Source organism: Thiohalobacter thiocyanaticus (assembly GCF_003932505.1).
GTDB classification, from domain to species: Bacteria; Pseudomonadota; Gammaproteobacteria; order Thiohalobacterales; family Thiohalobacteraceae; genus Thiohalobacter; species Thiohalobacter thiocyanaticus.
Genome location: NZ_QZMU01000001.1, coordinates 2,739,390 through 2,754,957 on the forward strand (window position 1 = coordinate 2,739,390; position 15,568 = coordinate 2,754,957).

General features: G+C 67.7%; 6 protein-coding genes. All 6 read left to right on the forward strand.

Features of this window, described 5'->3' with window-relative positions:
* Positions 1-24: 24 nt before the first annotated feature.
* The gene (locus D6C00_RS12870) at positions 25-1,818 is read left to right on the forward strand and encodes a hypothetical protein (RefSeq protein ID WP_125182070.1); all 1,794 of its coding nucleotides are present in this window, start codon (positions 25-27) and stop codon (positions 1,816-1,818) included.
* Between the two features lie 191 nt (positions 1,819-2,009).
* Positions 2,010-10,367 carry a filamentous hemagglutinin N-terminal domain-containing protein gene (locus tag D6C00_RS12875; RefSeq protein WP_158675419.1) on the forward strand — a complete coding sequence of 2,786 codons (8,358 nt, stop codon included), beginning with the start codon at positions 2,010-2,012 and terminating at the stop codon, positions 10,365-10,367.
* A 55-nt stretch (positions 10,368-10,422) separates the two neighbouring features.
* The gene (locus D6C00_RS12880; protein WP_158675420.1) at positions 10,423-12,537 is read left to right on the forward strand and encodes a filamentous haemagglutinin family protein; all 2,115 of its coding nucleotides are present in this window, start codon (positions 10,423-10,425) and stop codon (positions 12,535-12,537) included.
* A 92-nt stretch (positions 12,538-12,629) separates the two neighbouring features.
* Entirely contained in the window at positions 12,630-14,450 is a 1,821-nt protein-coding gene (locus D6C00_RS12885) for a DUF2341 domain-containing protein (protein WP_125182073.1), read from the forward strand.
* Positions 14,451-14,469: 19 nt separating this feature from the next.
* The gene (locus D6C00_RS12890; RefSeq protein ID WP_125182074.1) at positions 14,470-14,874 is read left to right on the forward strand and encodes an ExbD/TolR family protein; all 405 of its coding nucleotides are present in this window, start codon (positions 14,470-14,472) and stop codon (positions 14,872-14,874) included.
* A gap of 12 nt (positions 14,875-14,886) precedes the next feature.
* The gene (locus D6C00_RS12895; RefSeq protein WP_125182075.1) at positions 14,887-15,552 is read left to right on the forward strand and encodes a TonB C-terminal domain-containing protein; all 666 of its coding nucleotides are present in this window, start codon (positions 14,887-14,889) and stop codon (positions 15,550-15,552) included.
* The last annotated feature ends 16 nt before the right edge of the window (positions 15,553-15,568 follow it).

The window sequence follows — 15,568 nt, forward strand, 5'->3', positions numbered from 1 at the left end:
TCATTTTCTGAAGGAGTCTCAATCATGCGTACCAAACTTAATCTGGTTGCCGCCAGCGTGGCCATGGCCGTCTCCGGCGGAGCCCAGGCCGGCGCTCTCGGTGCAGCCAACGAAATCTTCATCGGCGGCGCCACCGCCCCGCAGAACTTCCTCCGCGAAGACCTGACCATTCGTGTCTGCGATCCGTCCGATCCCATCCAGGTGTTCGTCGACGAAGTGGAAAGCCTGCCGTCCGAAACTCCCGGCGGCGGTATCCTGAACCAGGGCGACCATGTGGTCGTGCGCTGCACCGTCAAGGGCAGCTTCCCGGCTCCGATGGGCGGTGCCGATCTTGCGGTGTACAAGTACAATGGCGGTTCCTCCACCGGTGTTGCACCGGTTTCCGACCCGGACGGTGCCAGCCCCGGCAACAAGATCTATCTGGATGCCTCGGTGGCCGGTTGCGACGCCGTGACCAATTCCCAGGGCGACAATGCCTGGCCGATCGGCCTGACCGGCAACAGCTACGAGCTGTACGAGTGCACCGATCCCAGCCTGATCAAGAACCAGGATCCGGATGCCGGTATCTCCGACATCGAGCCGGCGCCCTTCGTCGGTCCTCTGGCCCTGAGTGCCGGCACCGAGCCCCTGGGTGTGGCCCAGCGTCCGACCCAGGAATTCGAGGACAAGGGCAATCTCGATATCAAACCTGGCCCCGGTCTGCTCTTCGGCACTGCCGTGACCCTGCCCATGTACGACGACCTGGTGGAAAGCCAGGCCAACGCCGGCATGCTGCCCGCCGACTGCGCCGTGACCCAGGGCTCGACCCGTGCCGAGCGTGACGCCGTGCGCTGCATGCCCAGCCTGCCGTCGGCCTTCATCAAGTCCGTGTTCCTCGGTCAGGTCAAATCCTGGGCTGACGCCGCGCCCTACGGTCTGCCGCTGAACCCGACCAGTTTCAACGGCGGTGTCAACCAGGGCAACAATGTGCATCTGTGCAAGCGCACCAACGGCTCCGGCACCCATGCCCAGTTCTCCATCAACTTCCTGGGCACCAACTGCCGCGCCAACTCCAACCTGTCCATGGTTGAGCAGAACGACGGTGTCTCCTTCGCCGGTATCGGTCTGGTCGGCATGTATGCCAACAGCGGATCTTCCGACATGGACGACTGCCTGAATGCGCTGGGTACCGGCAACGGTTTCGACGGTGACTTTGCCGGTCTGCCGCAGACCGATGCGGCCAACTTCGGCACCGGTGACTCCTCCGTGGTTCCCGGCAAGGATCTGGATCCCAGTGCTGGTGTGGTGCAGACCGCTTCCGGCAGTCACCCGCTGGGCATCACCTATAACAACGGTGGCGTGCCCTTCACCGCCTACGGTATGGGTTACAACTCGCTGGAGAAGAACACCAAGCTGAACCTGGCCTACCGTTTCGTGAAGGTGGACGGCGTGGCGCCGACGCTGGAGAACGCCATTTCCGGCGAATACAAGGATGTCTACTACCTGTCCTACCAGAACCGCGTCGTCAATGGCGAGCCTGATCTGCGCACCGGCGGCATCCGTACCACGCCAGCCGATGCTACCGAAAAGGCCGTGGCCAAGGAGTACTTCAAGGTCTGGAACGCAGTGGCCGCATCCGCCGTCAAGGCCGTCAACGAAACCCTGGTGGTCGACCCCAATGGCACCCTGGGTGATGCCGATGACTGGCAAGGCGGTTACGTGACCCCGGTCGCCGGCGCCTCTGCGGCCTACGACGGCTCCAATCCGGAGACCCCCTGGTCCCGTCAGACCCTGTCGGGTGCGCCTGACAGCTGCCAGGACCTGGGCGCGGTCCGGTAAGGATGAGGGTGTGACATACACCTGAAGCCACCCGCAAGGGAGTGTCGGGCGGGGCCGTGCAACGCGGCTTCGCCCGGCGCTTTTTCATGTGCACCGCGACGGGTGTGCATGAACAAGCGCCGGTCTTGTGAAGAGCGGGGATATCCTGGAACTGGTGCGCCATGCGCGCCCTGCGTTGGCTGATGCAACTTATGCGTACAACAAAAAACTACAGCATAGAATCCTCCAGCTACGCCTGCCGACGCGGGGCGCCGCTCGCGGCCGCTGTCCGTGCAGGTGTGACCGGGCTGCTGTTCGGCCTGACACCGGCCCCGGCCGTGCTCGCCGACGACCTGCCCGTGGTGCTGCGCGACCAGACCGGCGCGGTGGTGCGCTTCGACGGCGCCAATCTTCCCGGCCAGCCCTTCGCCAACGCCTACGGAGGCCGCAGCCTGCGGATCGACCAGAGCGCCGACCGCGCGACCCTGCACTGGGAAAGCTTCAATATCTCGAAAGACAATGAGGTCATCTTCGATCAGCCGCGTGCCTCCTCCATTGCGCTCAACCGGGTGCTGGGTACGGCTGATCTGCCCAGCGTGATCGACGGTCGACTCACCGCCAATGGCCGGGTATTCCTGATCAATCAGAACGGTGTCCTGTTCGGCCCCAACGCCCGGGTCGACACCCGCAGCCTGGTCGCGTCCACGCTGGATATCGATGATGAGCTGTACCAGGAGGCCGGCTTTGAGAACGCCATCAACGAGGACGGCAATCCGGCGGCCTTTGCTGCCGGCGGGCCCATGGGTGAGATACGGGTGGAGGCGGGTGCGCAGATCCGCTCCGGCAAGAACGGCCGGGTGATGCTGCTCGCGCCGAGGGTGAGCAATGCCGGCGAGATCGTGTCGCCGGAGGGCCAGATCATACTCGCTGCCTCGGAAGACGAGGTCTACATAGCCCCGGCCGGGGAGGGCGACCCCCTGCGTGGTCTGCTGGTGGGCGTAAAGACCGGTGGCGAGGTGACCAACCTGGGCAAACTGGTGGCCGAGCGGGGCGATGTATCGCTACTGGGGCTGGCGGTGAACCAGCGGGGTCTGGCCCGTGCCACGACCAGCGTTTCGCTCAATGGCAGTGTGCGCCTGGTGGCCCAGGACATGAACGGCACTGCTGCCGGTAATATCAGCGGCAACGAGGTGGACGGTTTTCGGCCGGTGGCGGCGCGTGCCGGCGAGGTGCGCCTGGGCACCGGCAGTGTCACTGAGGTGGTGGCGGATGCTGATCCCGCCACCGCGCCGGATACCCAGGCACAGGCCCTTTCGCGCATCACCATTCAGGGCGAACGTATCCTGTTCGAGCGCGGGTCGCGTACCACGGCCACCGGCGGCGAGGTGGTGGTCGAAGCCAACGCCCAGCCGAAACAGCCGAGTTTCGACACCGCGGCCGATCCCGAGGGTTCCAGTGCCGGGATCCGGCTCGAGTCGGGGGCCGTGATCGACGTCTCCGGCGATGACACTACCGAGGTGTCGGTGGCACGCAACCTGGTCGAGATCGAGGCCCGCGGCAACGAACTGGCCGATGCGCCGCAGCAGCGTGACGGGGTGCTCGACGGCAAGACGCTGAAGATCGATGTCCGCAAGGGCGCCGGCTTTCTCAATGTGGATACCAGCGGTGCCATTCAGCGTGGCGTGAACGAACGCCTGTCCGCGGGCGGCAGGATCGAACTGAAATCACGCGGCCGCATCGAAGTCGAATCGGGCGCCACCCTCGATATCAGCGGCGGCGCGGTGACCAGCACGGGCGCGAATCTCAGCACCAGCAAACTGGTGACGCGGGACGGCCGGGTCGTGGATATCGCTGAGGCGGATCCCAATCTGAGCTATGCCGGCGTGCTGGGCGAGCTCGAGATCGAGCATGCCAAGTGGGGTGTGACCGAGGCCTTCCGCATGAGCCGGGGAAGCTTCGAGCCGGGCTACGTCGAGGGCAAGGATGCCGGAACGCTCGCTCTGACCGCCCCGGGCCTGCACTTTGACGGCGATCTGGTTGCCCGCACCACGGTGGGACGCAATCAACGCCGCCAGCCCGTCGATCTCGGCGGGGATAGGTTCGCTGCGGTCATGCGTGACTTCGATCAGCTGCCGCGCGGCGGCGAACTGGTGATCAAGAAGCTCAACATCAATCTGCAGGATCTGGTGATCGGCAGCGACGAGGCGCTGCCCACGCTGGACGGACATCCTGCCGGTGCCGGTGCCGCTTTCGTTCTTGATCCGGCGGTGCTGGCCGGCAGCGGTGTGAGCCGGATCGACATCGACAACGCCGGTCGCATCATCGTCAACCGGGATCTCGCGCTGCCTGCCTTCAGTGATCTGGAGCTGCTCGGCACACAGGTCTGGATGCAAGCCGATGTCAGCGCCCCCGGCGGCCGCGTGGCCCTGGAGGCGCTGCGCAGCGGCCGTTCGGCCGCCGGTCTCGGCGACCTGGGCAGCCTCGGCGCGCTGTTGCCGACGGCGGAACATGCCAGGGTGAACGTAGGCGGCAAGCTCGATGTCAGCGGTCGCTGGGTCAATGACAGCGCTGCGGTCAATCCGCAGCTGCCCACGGCGCCGATCGTGACCGGCGGCGGCGACATCCTGCTTCGTTCGGCACGCGATATCGAGGTCGGTTCCGGCGCTGTGCTGAATGTGGATGGCGGAGCCCATCTGGGGGCCGACGGCGATTTCAGTGCCGGACGCGGCGGCAGCATCGCATTGCAGGGCTGGACCTCGGGCGAGCTGGGACTGCAGTCGCGGTTGGTACTGGCGGGCGAGTTGCGTGGTTTCGGCATGGGCGGCGGCGGCCGGCTGGCCGTCGAGGCCGGCCGGATCCGCATCGCCGGTGCCGGGTCTGATGTGAGCGGTGATTACAGGCTGCAGGGCAGCCGCCAGTTCGGATTGCAGCCGCCGGCCTCGGGGGCGCAACCGATGCTGACCGTTGGCTCCGACACCTTCCAGCGCGGCGGTTTCCAGGCCTTCGATCTCACCGCCCTGCGTGATGATCTCGAAGTGGCGGCCGGGACCGAGGTCGCCCTGATCGTGGCCACACCGCTTCTGGACCCGGTGGCCGCCCTGCAGCTGCAGACCGCGGCAGATGCCGCCGCGGCCATGAACCCGAACTCCAACGACAGCCCGTTCGAACGGCTGCCATCGGCAGATTCGGTTGCGGCCTTCACCCGCGTGCAACGACTCCCGGCCTTCCAGCGCACGCCGGTGGACCTGCGCCTGGCCTCCGGCGATCTGGGGCAGTTGGTGCTCGGCAGCAACAGCCGCCTGCTTGCCGAGCCCGGTGCGGACATCCGCCTGACCTCCGGCTCCAACATCCTGATTGACGGCACCGTCAGTGCCCCGGCCGGCAGTATCGAGGTGCTGCTCGACGGCGCCGGCGACAGCGCAAGTATCCAGGACCGGATCTGGCTCGGCCCCCATGCCGCCCTGCTGGCCGGGGGCGCCGTGCGCGTCGATCCGGTCAGCGCCACCGGCCGGCGCATCGGCGAGGTGCTGGATGCCGGTCGGGTCAGCCTGCGGGCGCGACAGGGTTCACTCCTGGCCGAGGCTGGCGCGCATATCGGTGTCGATGCCGCGGTCGGCACGCTCGATCTCGGGGCCGGAGGCATGCTGGGCCGCCGCCAGGTGGCCGGGGCGGCGGGCAGCATCGAACTCAGCGCGGCGGAAAACCTCATATATACCGGTACCCTGAGCGCCCGCGACCGACTCAATGCCCCGGGGGGCAGCCTGTCGCTGCGGCTGGATCCGAACAGCCGCGGTGCTGCCGCGCCGGACCCGGACGTGGTGGACTTCTTCCATCGCGGTGAGACAGTGGTGCGCTTCGAGGACTTCAGTGGCACTTTGCCCGGGGCCACGGACGCCCTCCCGGATGCCCTGATCGGTACCGCCCACGTCCCGGTCAGCCAGCTCGTTGCGGGCGGCTTCGACAGCTTCGATCTCAGTGTGCGGGCCTCGGCAGTGAACGAAAATGTGCCCGACCGGCCGGATTCCATCCCGGTGATCGAATTCACCCGCGATACCGCTCTTGGCCTGGACCGGCGCATCCGGCTGGATGCCCCCGTGATTCGCACCACCGGGGCTGCCAGGGTCGACCTGTCCGCGCCGCATGTCGTGCTCGGTTCCACCGCTGCCCGGGTGCGACTCGACGGGGCCACGCCGGCCGTGCGCTTCGATGCCAGCGGCGATGTGGAAAACAATGCCGACGATGCCGCCCGCGTGAGCTTGAGTCTCGACCCGAGCGCCGGCGCCGGCCGGCTGCGGGTGGACGGTGAACTGGTCGAATTCGCCGGCGAACTGGTGACCCGCGGTTTCGGCCGCCCGGGCACGCCGGCGGTGGACGTCAACGCCAGGGGTGATGTGCGTCTGCGCGGTGTGCGGGTGGTGAATAGTGATGACTTCACCGGTCTGCTGCGCAGCGCCGGCGACCTGCACCTGAACGCACAGCGGGTGCATGCGACCACGTTGAGCGAGTTCGCGCTCGAGGTTATCGGTGCCGGGGGCGCCATCGAAATCCACAGCCCGTCCGCTGCGCTGACGGATATCCCGCTGTCCATCGGCAGCAGGCTGCGTCTTGCCGCGGACCGGATCCGTCAGTCCGGTAACCTGTTCGCCCCGCTGGGCGAAATCGCGCTGGAGGCGGATTCGCAGCTGCTGATCGACGCTGCCAGCCTGACCTCGACCTCGGCACAGGACGTGCAGGCGCCCTTCTTCCGTACCCAGCCCGACGGTTCGCTGGTCTTCCCCAACCGGTTGAACGACGACGGCGACATCGTGTTCACGGAATCGGTTTCGGCCGCGTTCGAACGTGCCCTGCCGCAGCAGCGCATGCGCCTCAGCGGTCCCGATATTCAGATCAACCCGGACGCGGTGTTCGACCTGCGCGGCGGTACCGAGGCGCGCGCCACCGAGTTCGTGCCCGGCCCCGGCGGCAGCCGCGACATCCTGCTGGCCGGCATCGGCGCCGACGACAGCACCACCCCCAACCCCGCCTTCGCCATCGTGCCGCATGCCGGCGAGTTCGCCCCCTACGATCCGCTGGAGACGCCGCTCGCCGGGGCCATTCAGGGCTTCACCAGCGGCGATACCCTGCTGCTCGATGAAGGCATCGCCGGTCTGCCGGCGGGTGAGTATGCCATCCTACCGCCGCGGTACGCCCTGTTTGGCGGCTACCTGGTCACGCCGGTGGCCGGAACCCTCGACATCACGGCCGGCGCGGGTCGGTTGCGCGCCGATGGCGCACCAGTGCTGAGCGGCCGTTACGGCGTGGCCGGCAGCGATGCCGCTGCCAGCCGCAGCCAGGGCTTTGCCATCGAGACTGGCGCGCAGGTGCGCCAGCGCGCCGAATACCGCGAGACCGCACTGGCGGAGTTCTACGGCGAGGGTAATGCCCGGCGGCCGCAGGATGCCGGTACCCTGAGCCTGGAAGCCGGTACGGCGCTGCGGCTGGAAGGCCGGTTGGCGCAGGGCGGCACGCACGAGGGTCTGGGGTCGCAGGTCGATATCCTGGCGGACGCGATCCGCATTCGGGAACAGGCCAGCGGGCAGGACGGTATCGAACTGCTGGCCGCGCAGCTCGAAGGTCTGGGGGCGGACAGCCTGCTGATCGGCGGCAGCCGCCGCGTCTCCCCGGACGGCCTGGTGATCAGCGCGCGCGCCGATGCGGTCGAGGTCGCTGCCGGCGTGGAGCTTGAAGTGCCCGAACTGATCCTGGTGGGTGATGAGGTGCGCGTGGGCGAAGCCGGTGGCGCCTCGACCCGCCTGAGTTCCAGCCGCGAGGCCAGCGGCGAGCGCGAAACCCTGATTGTCGCCGGCGACGGCGGCAGCAACGGCGATGCTGCGGTGGTGGCGGTCTCGGATCGCAGGCTCGAACTGTCACGGCCGAGCCCGACCGGAACGGCGAACGGGCAGCTGGAGGTGACGGCCGGCAGTCGGCTGGAGGCGGCCGGCGCCGTGGTCGCCGATGTGGCGGGCGATGCCGTGATCGCCGGACGGATCGAGGCGGCCGGTGGGGCCCGGGTCAGCCTGGGTGCGGCCGGCATCAGTCTGGGTGAGACCGACGGCCGGGGTCTGAGTGACGGCCTGATCCTGTCCAATGCCAATCTGGCGGGACTGGCCGGCAGCGACCTGGTGCTGCGTTCCGGCTCGACCATCGAGGTATTCGGCAAACTGGCCGAACCGGCTACGGGAAACAACATTCGTTTCGACCGCCTTGAACTGGATGCGCAGGGGCTTGTCGGGCGTGACAATGACGGCCTCACCGTCGGTCTCGACGCCGGCGAGATCCGGCTGGGCAACAGCGGCGGTGGGAGCCTGGCCGGGCTCGGTCTGGCGCCGGCGGCCGGTGGACTGGAACTGCTGGCCGATCGCCTGCGCCTGGATGCGGGTGACTTCGCCCTGCAGGGCTTCGGCAGGGTAACGGCGCAGGCGCGTGAATCGCTGCTGGTCTCCGGCACCGGCGAACTCAGGGCCGAAGCGCCGCTGAGCATCGACACCCCCGTGATTGCCGGCGCGGCCGGCGCCGACAGTGCCATCCGCGCCCGGGGCGGTGCACTCGCAATCAGCGGTGGTGATGCCGCGGCCGCGCTGCCGTCCGGCGCCGGGCTCGCGGCAGCCCTGCGGCTGGAAGGCACTGCCGTCCATTACAGCGGCCGCACGGTACTGCCCTCCGGTCGCTTGACGCTGCACCAGACCGGCGACCCGGCCGCGGCGGTGCCGGGTGACGATCTGGTGCTCGGTGCCGGTGCCATTGCCGATGTCGGTGGCCGCAACCTGGATTTCGGCCCGGAAACGGTGGGAACCCCCGGCGGGGACATCCTCCTGCGTGCCGACACCGGCAACGTGCGCGTGGACAACGGGGTGGTGCTGAATGTCGCGCCGGGTACGGCCGGCGGGGAGTGGGCCGGCACCATCCAGATCGATACGCCCGCGGGCGAGTTCCGGGTCGCCGCCGACGCCGAACTGCGTTCCGGGGTGCGCGGGGGCGGTTTCATCCTGGATGCCCGGCGGCTCGATGTTGCCGGCGACGCATCCGCCGGCGCCTTCGGCGCACTCAACGACCTCCTCGGCGGCGGCTTCAGCGTCCGCCGTGACATCCGCCTGCGCGAACAGTCCATCCTGATCGGGGCCGGCGAGACCCTCCGCAGTCACAGCCTGCGCGCGGTATCCGATACCGGGGATGTCCGGGTGGCGGGCAGCCTGGACGCCTCCGGGCCCGCACCGGACAGCGTGTATGAAAACGGTGGCCGCATCCTGCTGGCCGCGGGTGATCGGCTCGACATCGAGTCCACCGCCGTGCTGCGCGCCACCGGTGCGCCCGAGGCGAACGGCGCCCCGCGCCCGGATACCAAGGGCGGCGAGATCGACCTGATCGCCCTGGATGCCGATGGCGATGACCCGGACGGTCTGCGTGACCGGGTGGAGATCGCCGGCGGCGCCCGCTTCGACACCCGGGGCGGGACAGCCGCGCCGGCGTCAGATCCCTTCCTGGTCCAGGCCCCCGCCGAACGCGACGGCGTGGTGCGGGTGCATACCCGCCGGCTGGACAGCGACCAGGACGGCCAGACCGAGACCCTGGTCGCCGGCACCCTGGATGCGGATCTCGCCGGTGTGGCCCGGGCCGAACTCATCGCCATCCGGCGCATTGACGATACGCTGATCGATGCCGCCGATACCAGCGCCTGGCGAGCCGAGACCGAGGCCTTCCTGCAGGCCGCGCCCGCCTCGGTGGGCGATTTCACCGTCCTGCCCGGCCTGAGCGTGGAGAGCGCCGGCGACCTGGTGCTGGCGGCCGACTGGGACTTCCAGGGCGCGGCCAGCGCCGGCGGCTGGCACTTCGGCCAGACCGCGACCGATCCGGGCCGGCCCGGCCACCTCACCCTGCGCGCGACGGATGAACTGCGCCTGCAGGGGGATCTGAGCGATTCCTTCTTCGATAACCCCGGGTTCGGCTTCTTCCTGCCCGGTCTGCCCGACCGCTTGGATACCAATCCCTTCGCCTGGAGCTTCAACCTGGTGGCCGGTGCCGATGCGAGCGCAGCCGACCCCCTGGCCACCGTGCCTGATGTCGCCGACCTGGTACTGGATCCGGCCGTTCGGATCCGCACCGGCAGTGGAGACATCCAACTCGCCGCCAGCGGTGACATCCGCCTGGGCGACGGCGCGGCGGTCTACACCGCCGGGCGTGACCGGGGTCTGTCGCCTAACATAGAATCAGTGCGCCCGTCCACAGGAATCTTCACCACCGAGTTCACCTTCAACGACTGGATGGGCGAAGGGGCCATCTTCCCCGTTGACGGTGGCGACGTGCGGGTCCGCGCCGGTGGTGACATCCTGGGCGCGGCCGCGCCGGCGCTGCCCACCGAATGGCAGCCGCGCATCGGCGAACCGACCCCGGACGGCGATGCGGACTTCCAGGGCCGTGAGCTGGCGCTCGACGAGGGCGCGGTGCCGACCCACTGGGGCCTCGCCTTCCACCGTTTCGCCAACGGCATCGGCGCCCTGGGCGGCGGTGAGGTCGAGATCCGGGCGCGGCGGTGATCTGCGCCGCCTGACGCTGGCGATCCCCACCACCGGGCGGACACTGGATGGTGCCGTGACGGATTCGAACGGCGACTTCGTGGCGGCGCAGGAGATCACGGAGGTCGCCGGCGGCGGTCTGCTGCGGGTCGGGCTCGGCGGCGATATGCAAGACAGCCTGTTCTATCTGGGCGACGGGGTGGCCGATATCCGGGTCGCTGGCACCGCCGGCGCCGGCGACCTGGGGCGTCCACTGGAGATCGTCGCCGGTGGCGACAGCCGCGTGCGCGTGACCAGTGGTGGCGACCTCGATATCGCCCGGATGCAGGACTTCGGCATGGTGGCGATCAGCCCCAGCCAGGGGTTGCGGATCGGTGAGAGCGCGACCTATTTCGACAACGCCTTCTATACCTATACTGAGACCGCCAGCCTGGACCTGCGCGCGCTGGCGGGGGATCTGAGTCTGAGTGGCACGGCGGGCGACAGCAATGCCCTGGCGCCGAACTTCCGCGCGGCCAGCCTCAGCGCCGATCTGCGGATCCTTGAAAACATGACCCAGCTGCCGGCTGCCCGCGGCCAGCTCGATCTGCTCGCCGGCCGGGATCTGCGGGTGCTGACGCAGGCGGTCAGGATCCGTCTGCGGCAATCGGATCAGGACCGCGTGCTGCTGCCGGATGTTCAGACACCCACGGGCAGTCTCAGCAATCTCCGCCTGCATGCCGAGGTGCCGGTCCATCTGGGCGACCCCCGGCCCAACCTGATGGTCGCCCGAGGCGGCTCCATCGAGACCGCCGGCACACCCTTCTGGGAACTCGACCTGGCCAAGGCCAGCCATGTACAGGCCGGTCGTGACATTCTCAATGTTTCAGCCAAGGTCCAGAACACCAACGCCACCGACATCAGTTCCTTCATCGCCGGTCGTGACATCCGCCAGCTCACTCAGCGCGATCCCGCCACGGGTGAGTTCCTGACCTTCAAGGAGGATTCCGACCTGGTCAGCCAGTTCGAGATCGCCGGTCCCGGCGTGGCGGAGTTCCTGGCCGGACGCAGCATCCGGCTCGGCACCAGCGACGGCATCGAGACCGTGGGCAACATCAAGAACCGTTTCCTGGCCGACACCGGGGCCCGCCTCATTACCATGGCCGGCCTGGGCGGCGATCCGGACTACGCAGGCTTCATTCAGGCCTACCTGGTGGATGGCGTCGATACCGGCGGGCAGGCCGACGTGGTCGATTACCGCGAGGCGCTGGCCGCATTCCTGCAGACGCGCGATGTTGCCTTTACGGCCGGCGATCCGGTGGCTGCCTTCCGCGGCCTTGCACGCCGGGAGCAGCGCCAGTTCCTGAGCGAAATCCTGTTCACCGAGCTGCGAGAGTCCGGTGTGTATGCCCAGACCAGCGGCACCGAGGATTTCTCCCGCGGCTTTGCTGCCATCGACACACTGTTCCCGCAACGCGACCCGGACGGCGGCATCAGTATGCTGCTCAGCCAGGTGCAGACGCTGGACGGCGGCGGCATCGACATGCTGGTCCCCGGCGGTGGTATCAACGCCGGCGCGGCCAGCGATACCCTGATCGACAAGGGGGCCAGCGAACTCGGCATCGTCGCCGCGCAGGCCGGGGACGTGAACATCCTCGTCGACGGCGATCTGCTGGTGAACTCGACCCGCGTATTCGCCCTGCAGGGGGATCTGCTGGTGTGGTCGTCCAACGGCGGCATCGATGCCGGCAAGGGAGCCAAGACGGTGACCTCCATCCCGGCGCCCATCACCCGTATCGGGCCCAGCGGCGAAACCGTGATCGAATTTCCCCCGGCGGTGGAGGGCAGCGGCCTGCAGGGCGTGAACGCCTTCCTGTTCGCACCGCGTGGCGCGATCAACGCTGGTGATGCGGGCATCCGCACCTCGGGGAATCTCACCCTGGCCGCGACCGAGGTCATCGGGGCCGACAATATTGACGTCGGCGGCGTCTCCGTCGGCGTGCCGGCGGCCAGCGCCGGTGTCGGGGCTGGCTTCGTCGGGGCCGGCAATGCCGCCAGTTCCACCTCCAAGCTGGCCGAGGAGTCCACCGGCAGCATCGGTGGCGGTGGCGACGAGGAAGAGACCGGGCAGCAGGCCGCGGTCGGTATCCTCAGCGTCAAGGTGGTCGGTTTCGGCGACTGTCCGGCGAATGATCCTGATTGTGGCCGGTGAACATTGCTTCGGCCGGTCCGACCTTCACATTCATGCAATATAGTTTTTCGATAATCCCACACTTGGAACACACACGTCATCAAGGAACCGGTATGCGGCGTTCTCTCCTGTTTTTTCTGTTCTGTCTCATGCTGCCGCTCTCGGCCCAGGCCTGGTGGAGCGATGACTGGCAGTATCGCAAGCAGATCACGCTGGATACCACGGCGGCCGGCGCCGACATTGCCGAGCCGCTCACCGATGTCCCGGTGCTGGTAAGACTGCACACCGGCAATTTCGGTTATTTCCTCGACATCATGCCCGCGGGCGAGGACATCCGCTTCATCGCCGGGGACGACAAGACGCCGCTGGAATACCACATCGAGAAGTTCGACCCCATCAATGAAATGGCCCTGATCTGGGTGCGCATCCCCGAACTGCCGGCCAGTGCCGCCACCCGTTCCATCTGGATGTACTACGGCAACCCCGATGCCGTCGATGCCCAGGATGCGGCCGGCAGCTTCGGTGCCCGGGAGGCCCTGGTCTATCACTTCATGAAAGGTGAGACGCCGCCGCGCGATGCCACCGCCTATGCCAATCATGTCAGCGGGTTCAACGCGACGCTGGACCCGGCCGCACTGATCGGCGATGGCGCGGCGTTCGACGGCAGCGGCGGTCTGGTGGTGCCCGCCGCCCCCTCCCTGGCGTTTGCGCCGGAGGAGGGCTGGACCTGGTCGGCCTGGGTGAAGGTCGAAGCCGGGCAGAGCGGCGCGGTGCTGCTGGAGCGCGGTGACGCGGCCGGCCGGTTCAGCCTGAGGCTCGAGGACCTGAGCGTCACCGCCCGGGTCGAGGCCGACGGCGCGGTGCTGGCCGAGACGCCGGGCAACGCCGCCCTGACCCCGGGCAACTGGCATCACCTGGCGCTGCGCCTGGAGCAGGAGCGCCTGGCCCTGTTCCTGGACGGGCTGGAGACGGCGTTCGTGGAGACCGCGCTGCCGCCGCTGCAGGGCGATCTGCGGGTGGGCATGAACGCCGCCGGTGAGGCTGGCTTCATCGGAGCGCTGGATGAGATGCGCGTCAGCAACACCGCCCGCAGTGCGGCCTGGATCCAGGCCGCCGTCAACGGCCAGGGCCCGGCATCCAATCTGCTGGTCTATGGCGAGGACGGGCAGCAGGAAGGCGGCGGGGAGAGCCACTCCTATTTCGCCGTGACCCTGGCCAATGTAACGGTCGACGGCTGGGTGGTGATCGTCATGCTGGCGATCATGGCTGCCATCAGCTGGGTGGTCATGGTCTCCAAGGGGCTGGTGATCGGCCGGGTGCGCAAGGACAAACCCCGTTTCCAGCAGGCCTTTGCCCGGATCAGTGGCAGCAAGGTGGATGCGCTTGACGACGACAGCGTGGATACCGAGGACGACAGCAACGAATCCGCTCTGCTTACCGCCCTGTCCGGCAAGCACGAGCATTTTGAAAGTTCCCCTATCTATCGGATATATCACGCTGCTGTGCATGAGATGCATCACCGCAGCGCCCGTGCCGTCGGCGCCCAGGCCGTGCCGCTGGAACTCTCGCCGCAGGCAGTCAATGCCATCCGCGCCACCATGGACAGTGCCATGGTGCGGGAGAATCAGAAGCTCAACAGCCAGATGGTGCTGCTGACCATCGCCATTTCCGGCGGGCCCTTCCTCGGCCTGCTGGGCACGGTGGTCGGTGTGATGATCACCTTCGCCTCCATCGCCGCCTCCGGCGATGTCGACGTCAACGCCATCGCCCCCGGCATCGCCGCCGCGCTGGTGGCCACCGTCGCCGGCCTGGCCGTCGCCATCCCGGCCCTGTTCGGATACAACTACCTGAGTTCGCGCATCAAGGAGATCTCGGCAGACATGCGCGTCTTCGCCGATGAATTCGTCGCCAAGATCGCGGAACAACACAGCTGAGTCTGCAGGATAAAGCGCCATGAACGTACAAGAGGACAACGAACCCTACGACGACATCAATGTCGTGCCCATGCTCGATCTTGCCTTCGTGCTGCTGGTGATCTTCATCATCATGACCACTGCCACGGTGCAGGGCATCATGGTCAACCTGCCCAAGGCCAGCGCCACGCCGAGTATCGGCAAGTCCGAGACCAAGGCGATCACCATCACCGCCGAGGGGACCATCTACCTGGACACTTATCCGGTAACCATGGAACAGCTGGAAACCAGCCTCCAGCAGCACACGGCGGTCAATCCCGATCTGCCGGTGGTGGTCAAGGGCGATTCGGCGATCCAGTACCAGGCCGTGGTCGATGTGCTCGACCTGCTGGGACGGCTCGAGATAACGCAGATCGGGCTGGTCACTCAGAAACTAGTCAAGTAGCGCGCCGCCGGCATGTCCCGACGCAGCCTGACAAGACACCTCCCCAAGCTCATCGGCAGCGCCGTGGTGGTGGGTGTGGGTGTAGGCATGGTGCTGTTGATTACGCATTTCACGGGGGCCGAGCCGCCTCAGCCGGATGAGCGCAAGGTGCAGCAGATAACGGTGGTCAAGCCACCGCCGCCCAGGCCGGAAAAGAAGATTGAGAAGCCGCCCGAACCCAAGCCGCAGGAGGAAGTGGACGTTCCGGAGCCGGAAGCGATGCCGGAGGAGATGCCAGAGGTCGCCGAGCAGCCCCCGCTGGGCGAGGAGCTGGGCCTGAATGCCGAAGGCGTGGCCGGTGCCGACGGCTTCGGCCTGGCCGCGCGCAAGGGCGGACGCGGTCTGCTCGGCGGGCAGGCGGGCGATCCCTTCGTCTGGTACGCCTCGCAGCTGCAGCGCCAGCTGGAGACGGCGCTGCTGGAAGACGACGAGATCCGCCGCCGTGACTACAGTGTCGTGGCCCGGATCTGGGTGGCGGCCGACGGCAGCATCCGCCGTGCCGAGCTGGCCGGTTCCACCGGCAGTGAACAGACCGACCGCATCCTTCTCAGTCGGATCGAGGCCCTGCCGCCGCTGACGGACCGACCGCCGGACGACATGCCGCAGCCCATACGGCTGCGGGTTTCATCGCAGATCTGAAGCCTCTGCCACAGCT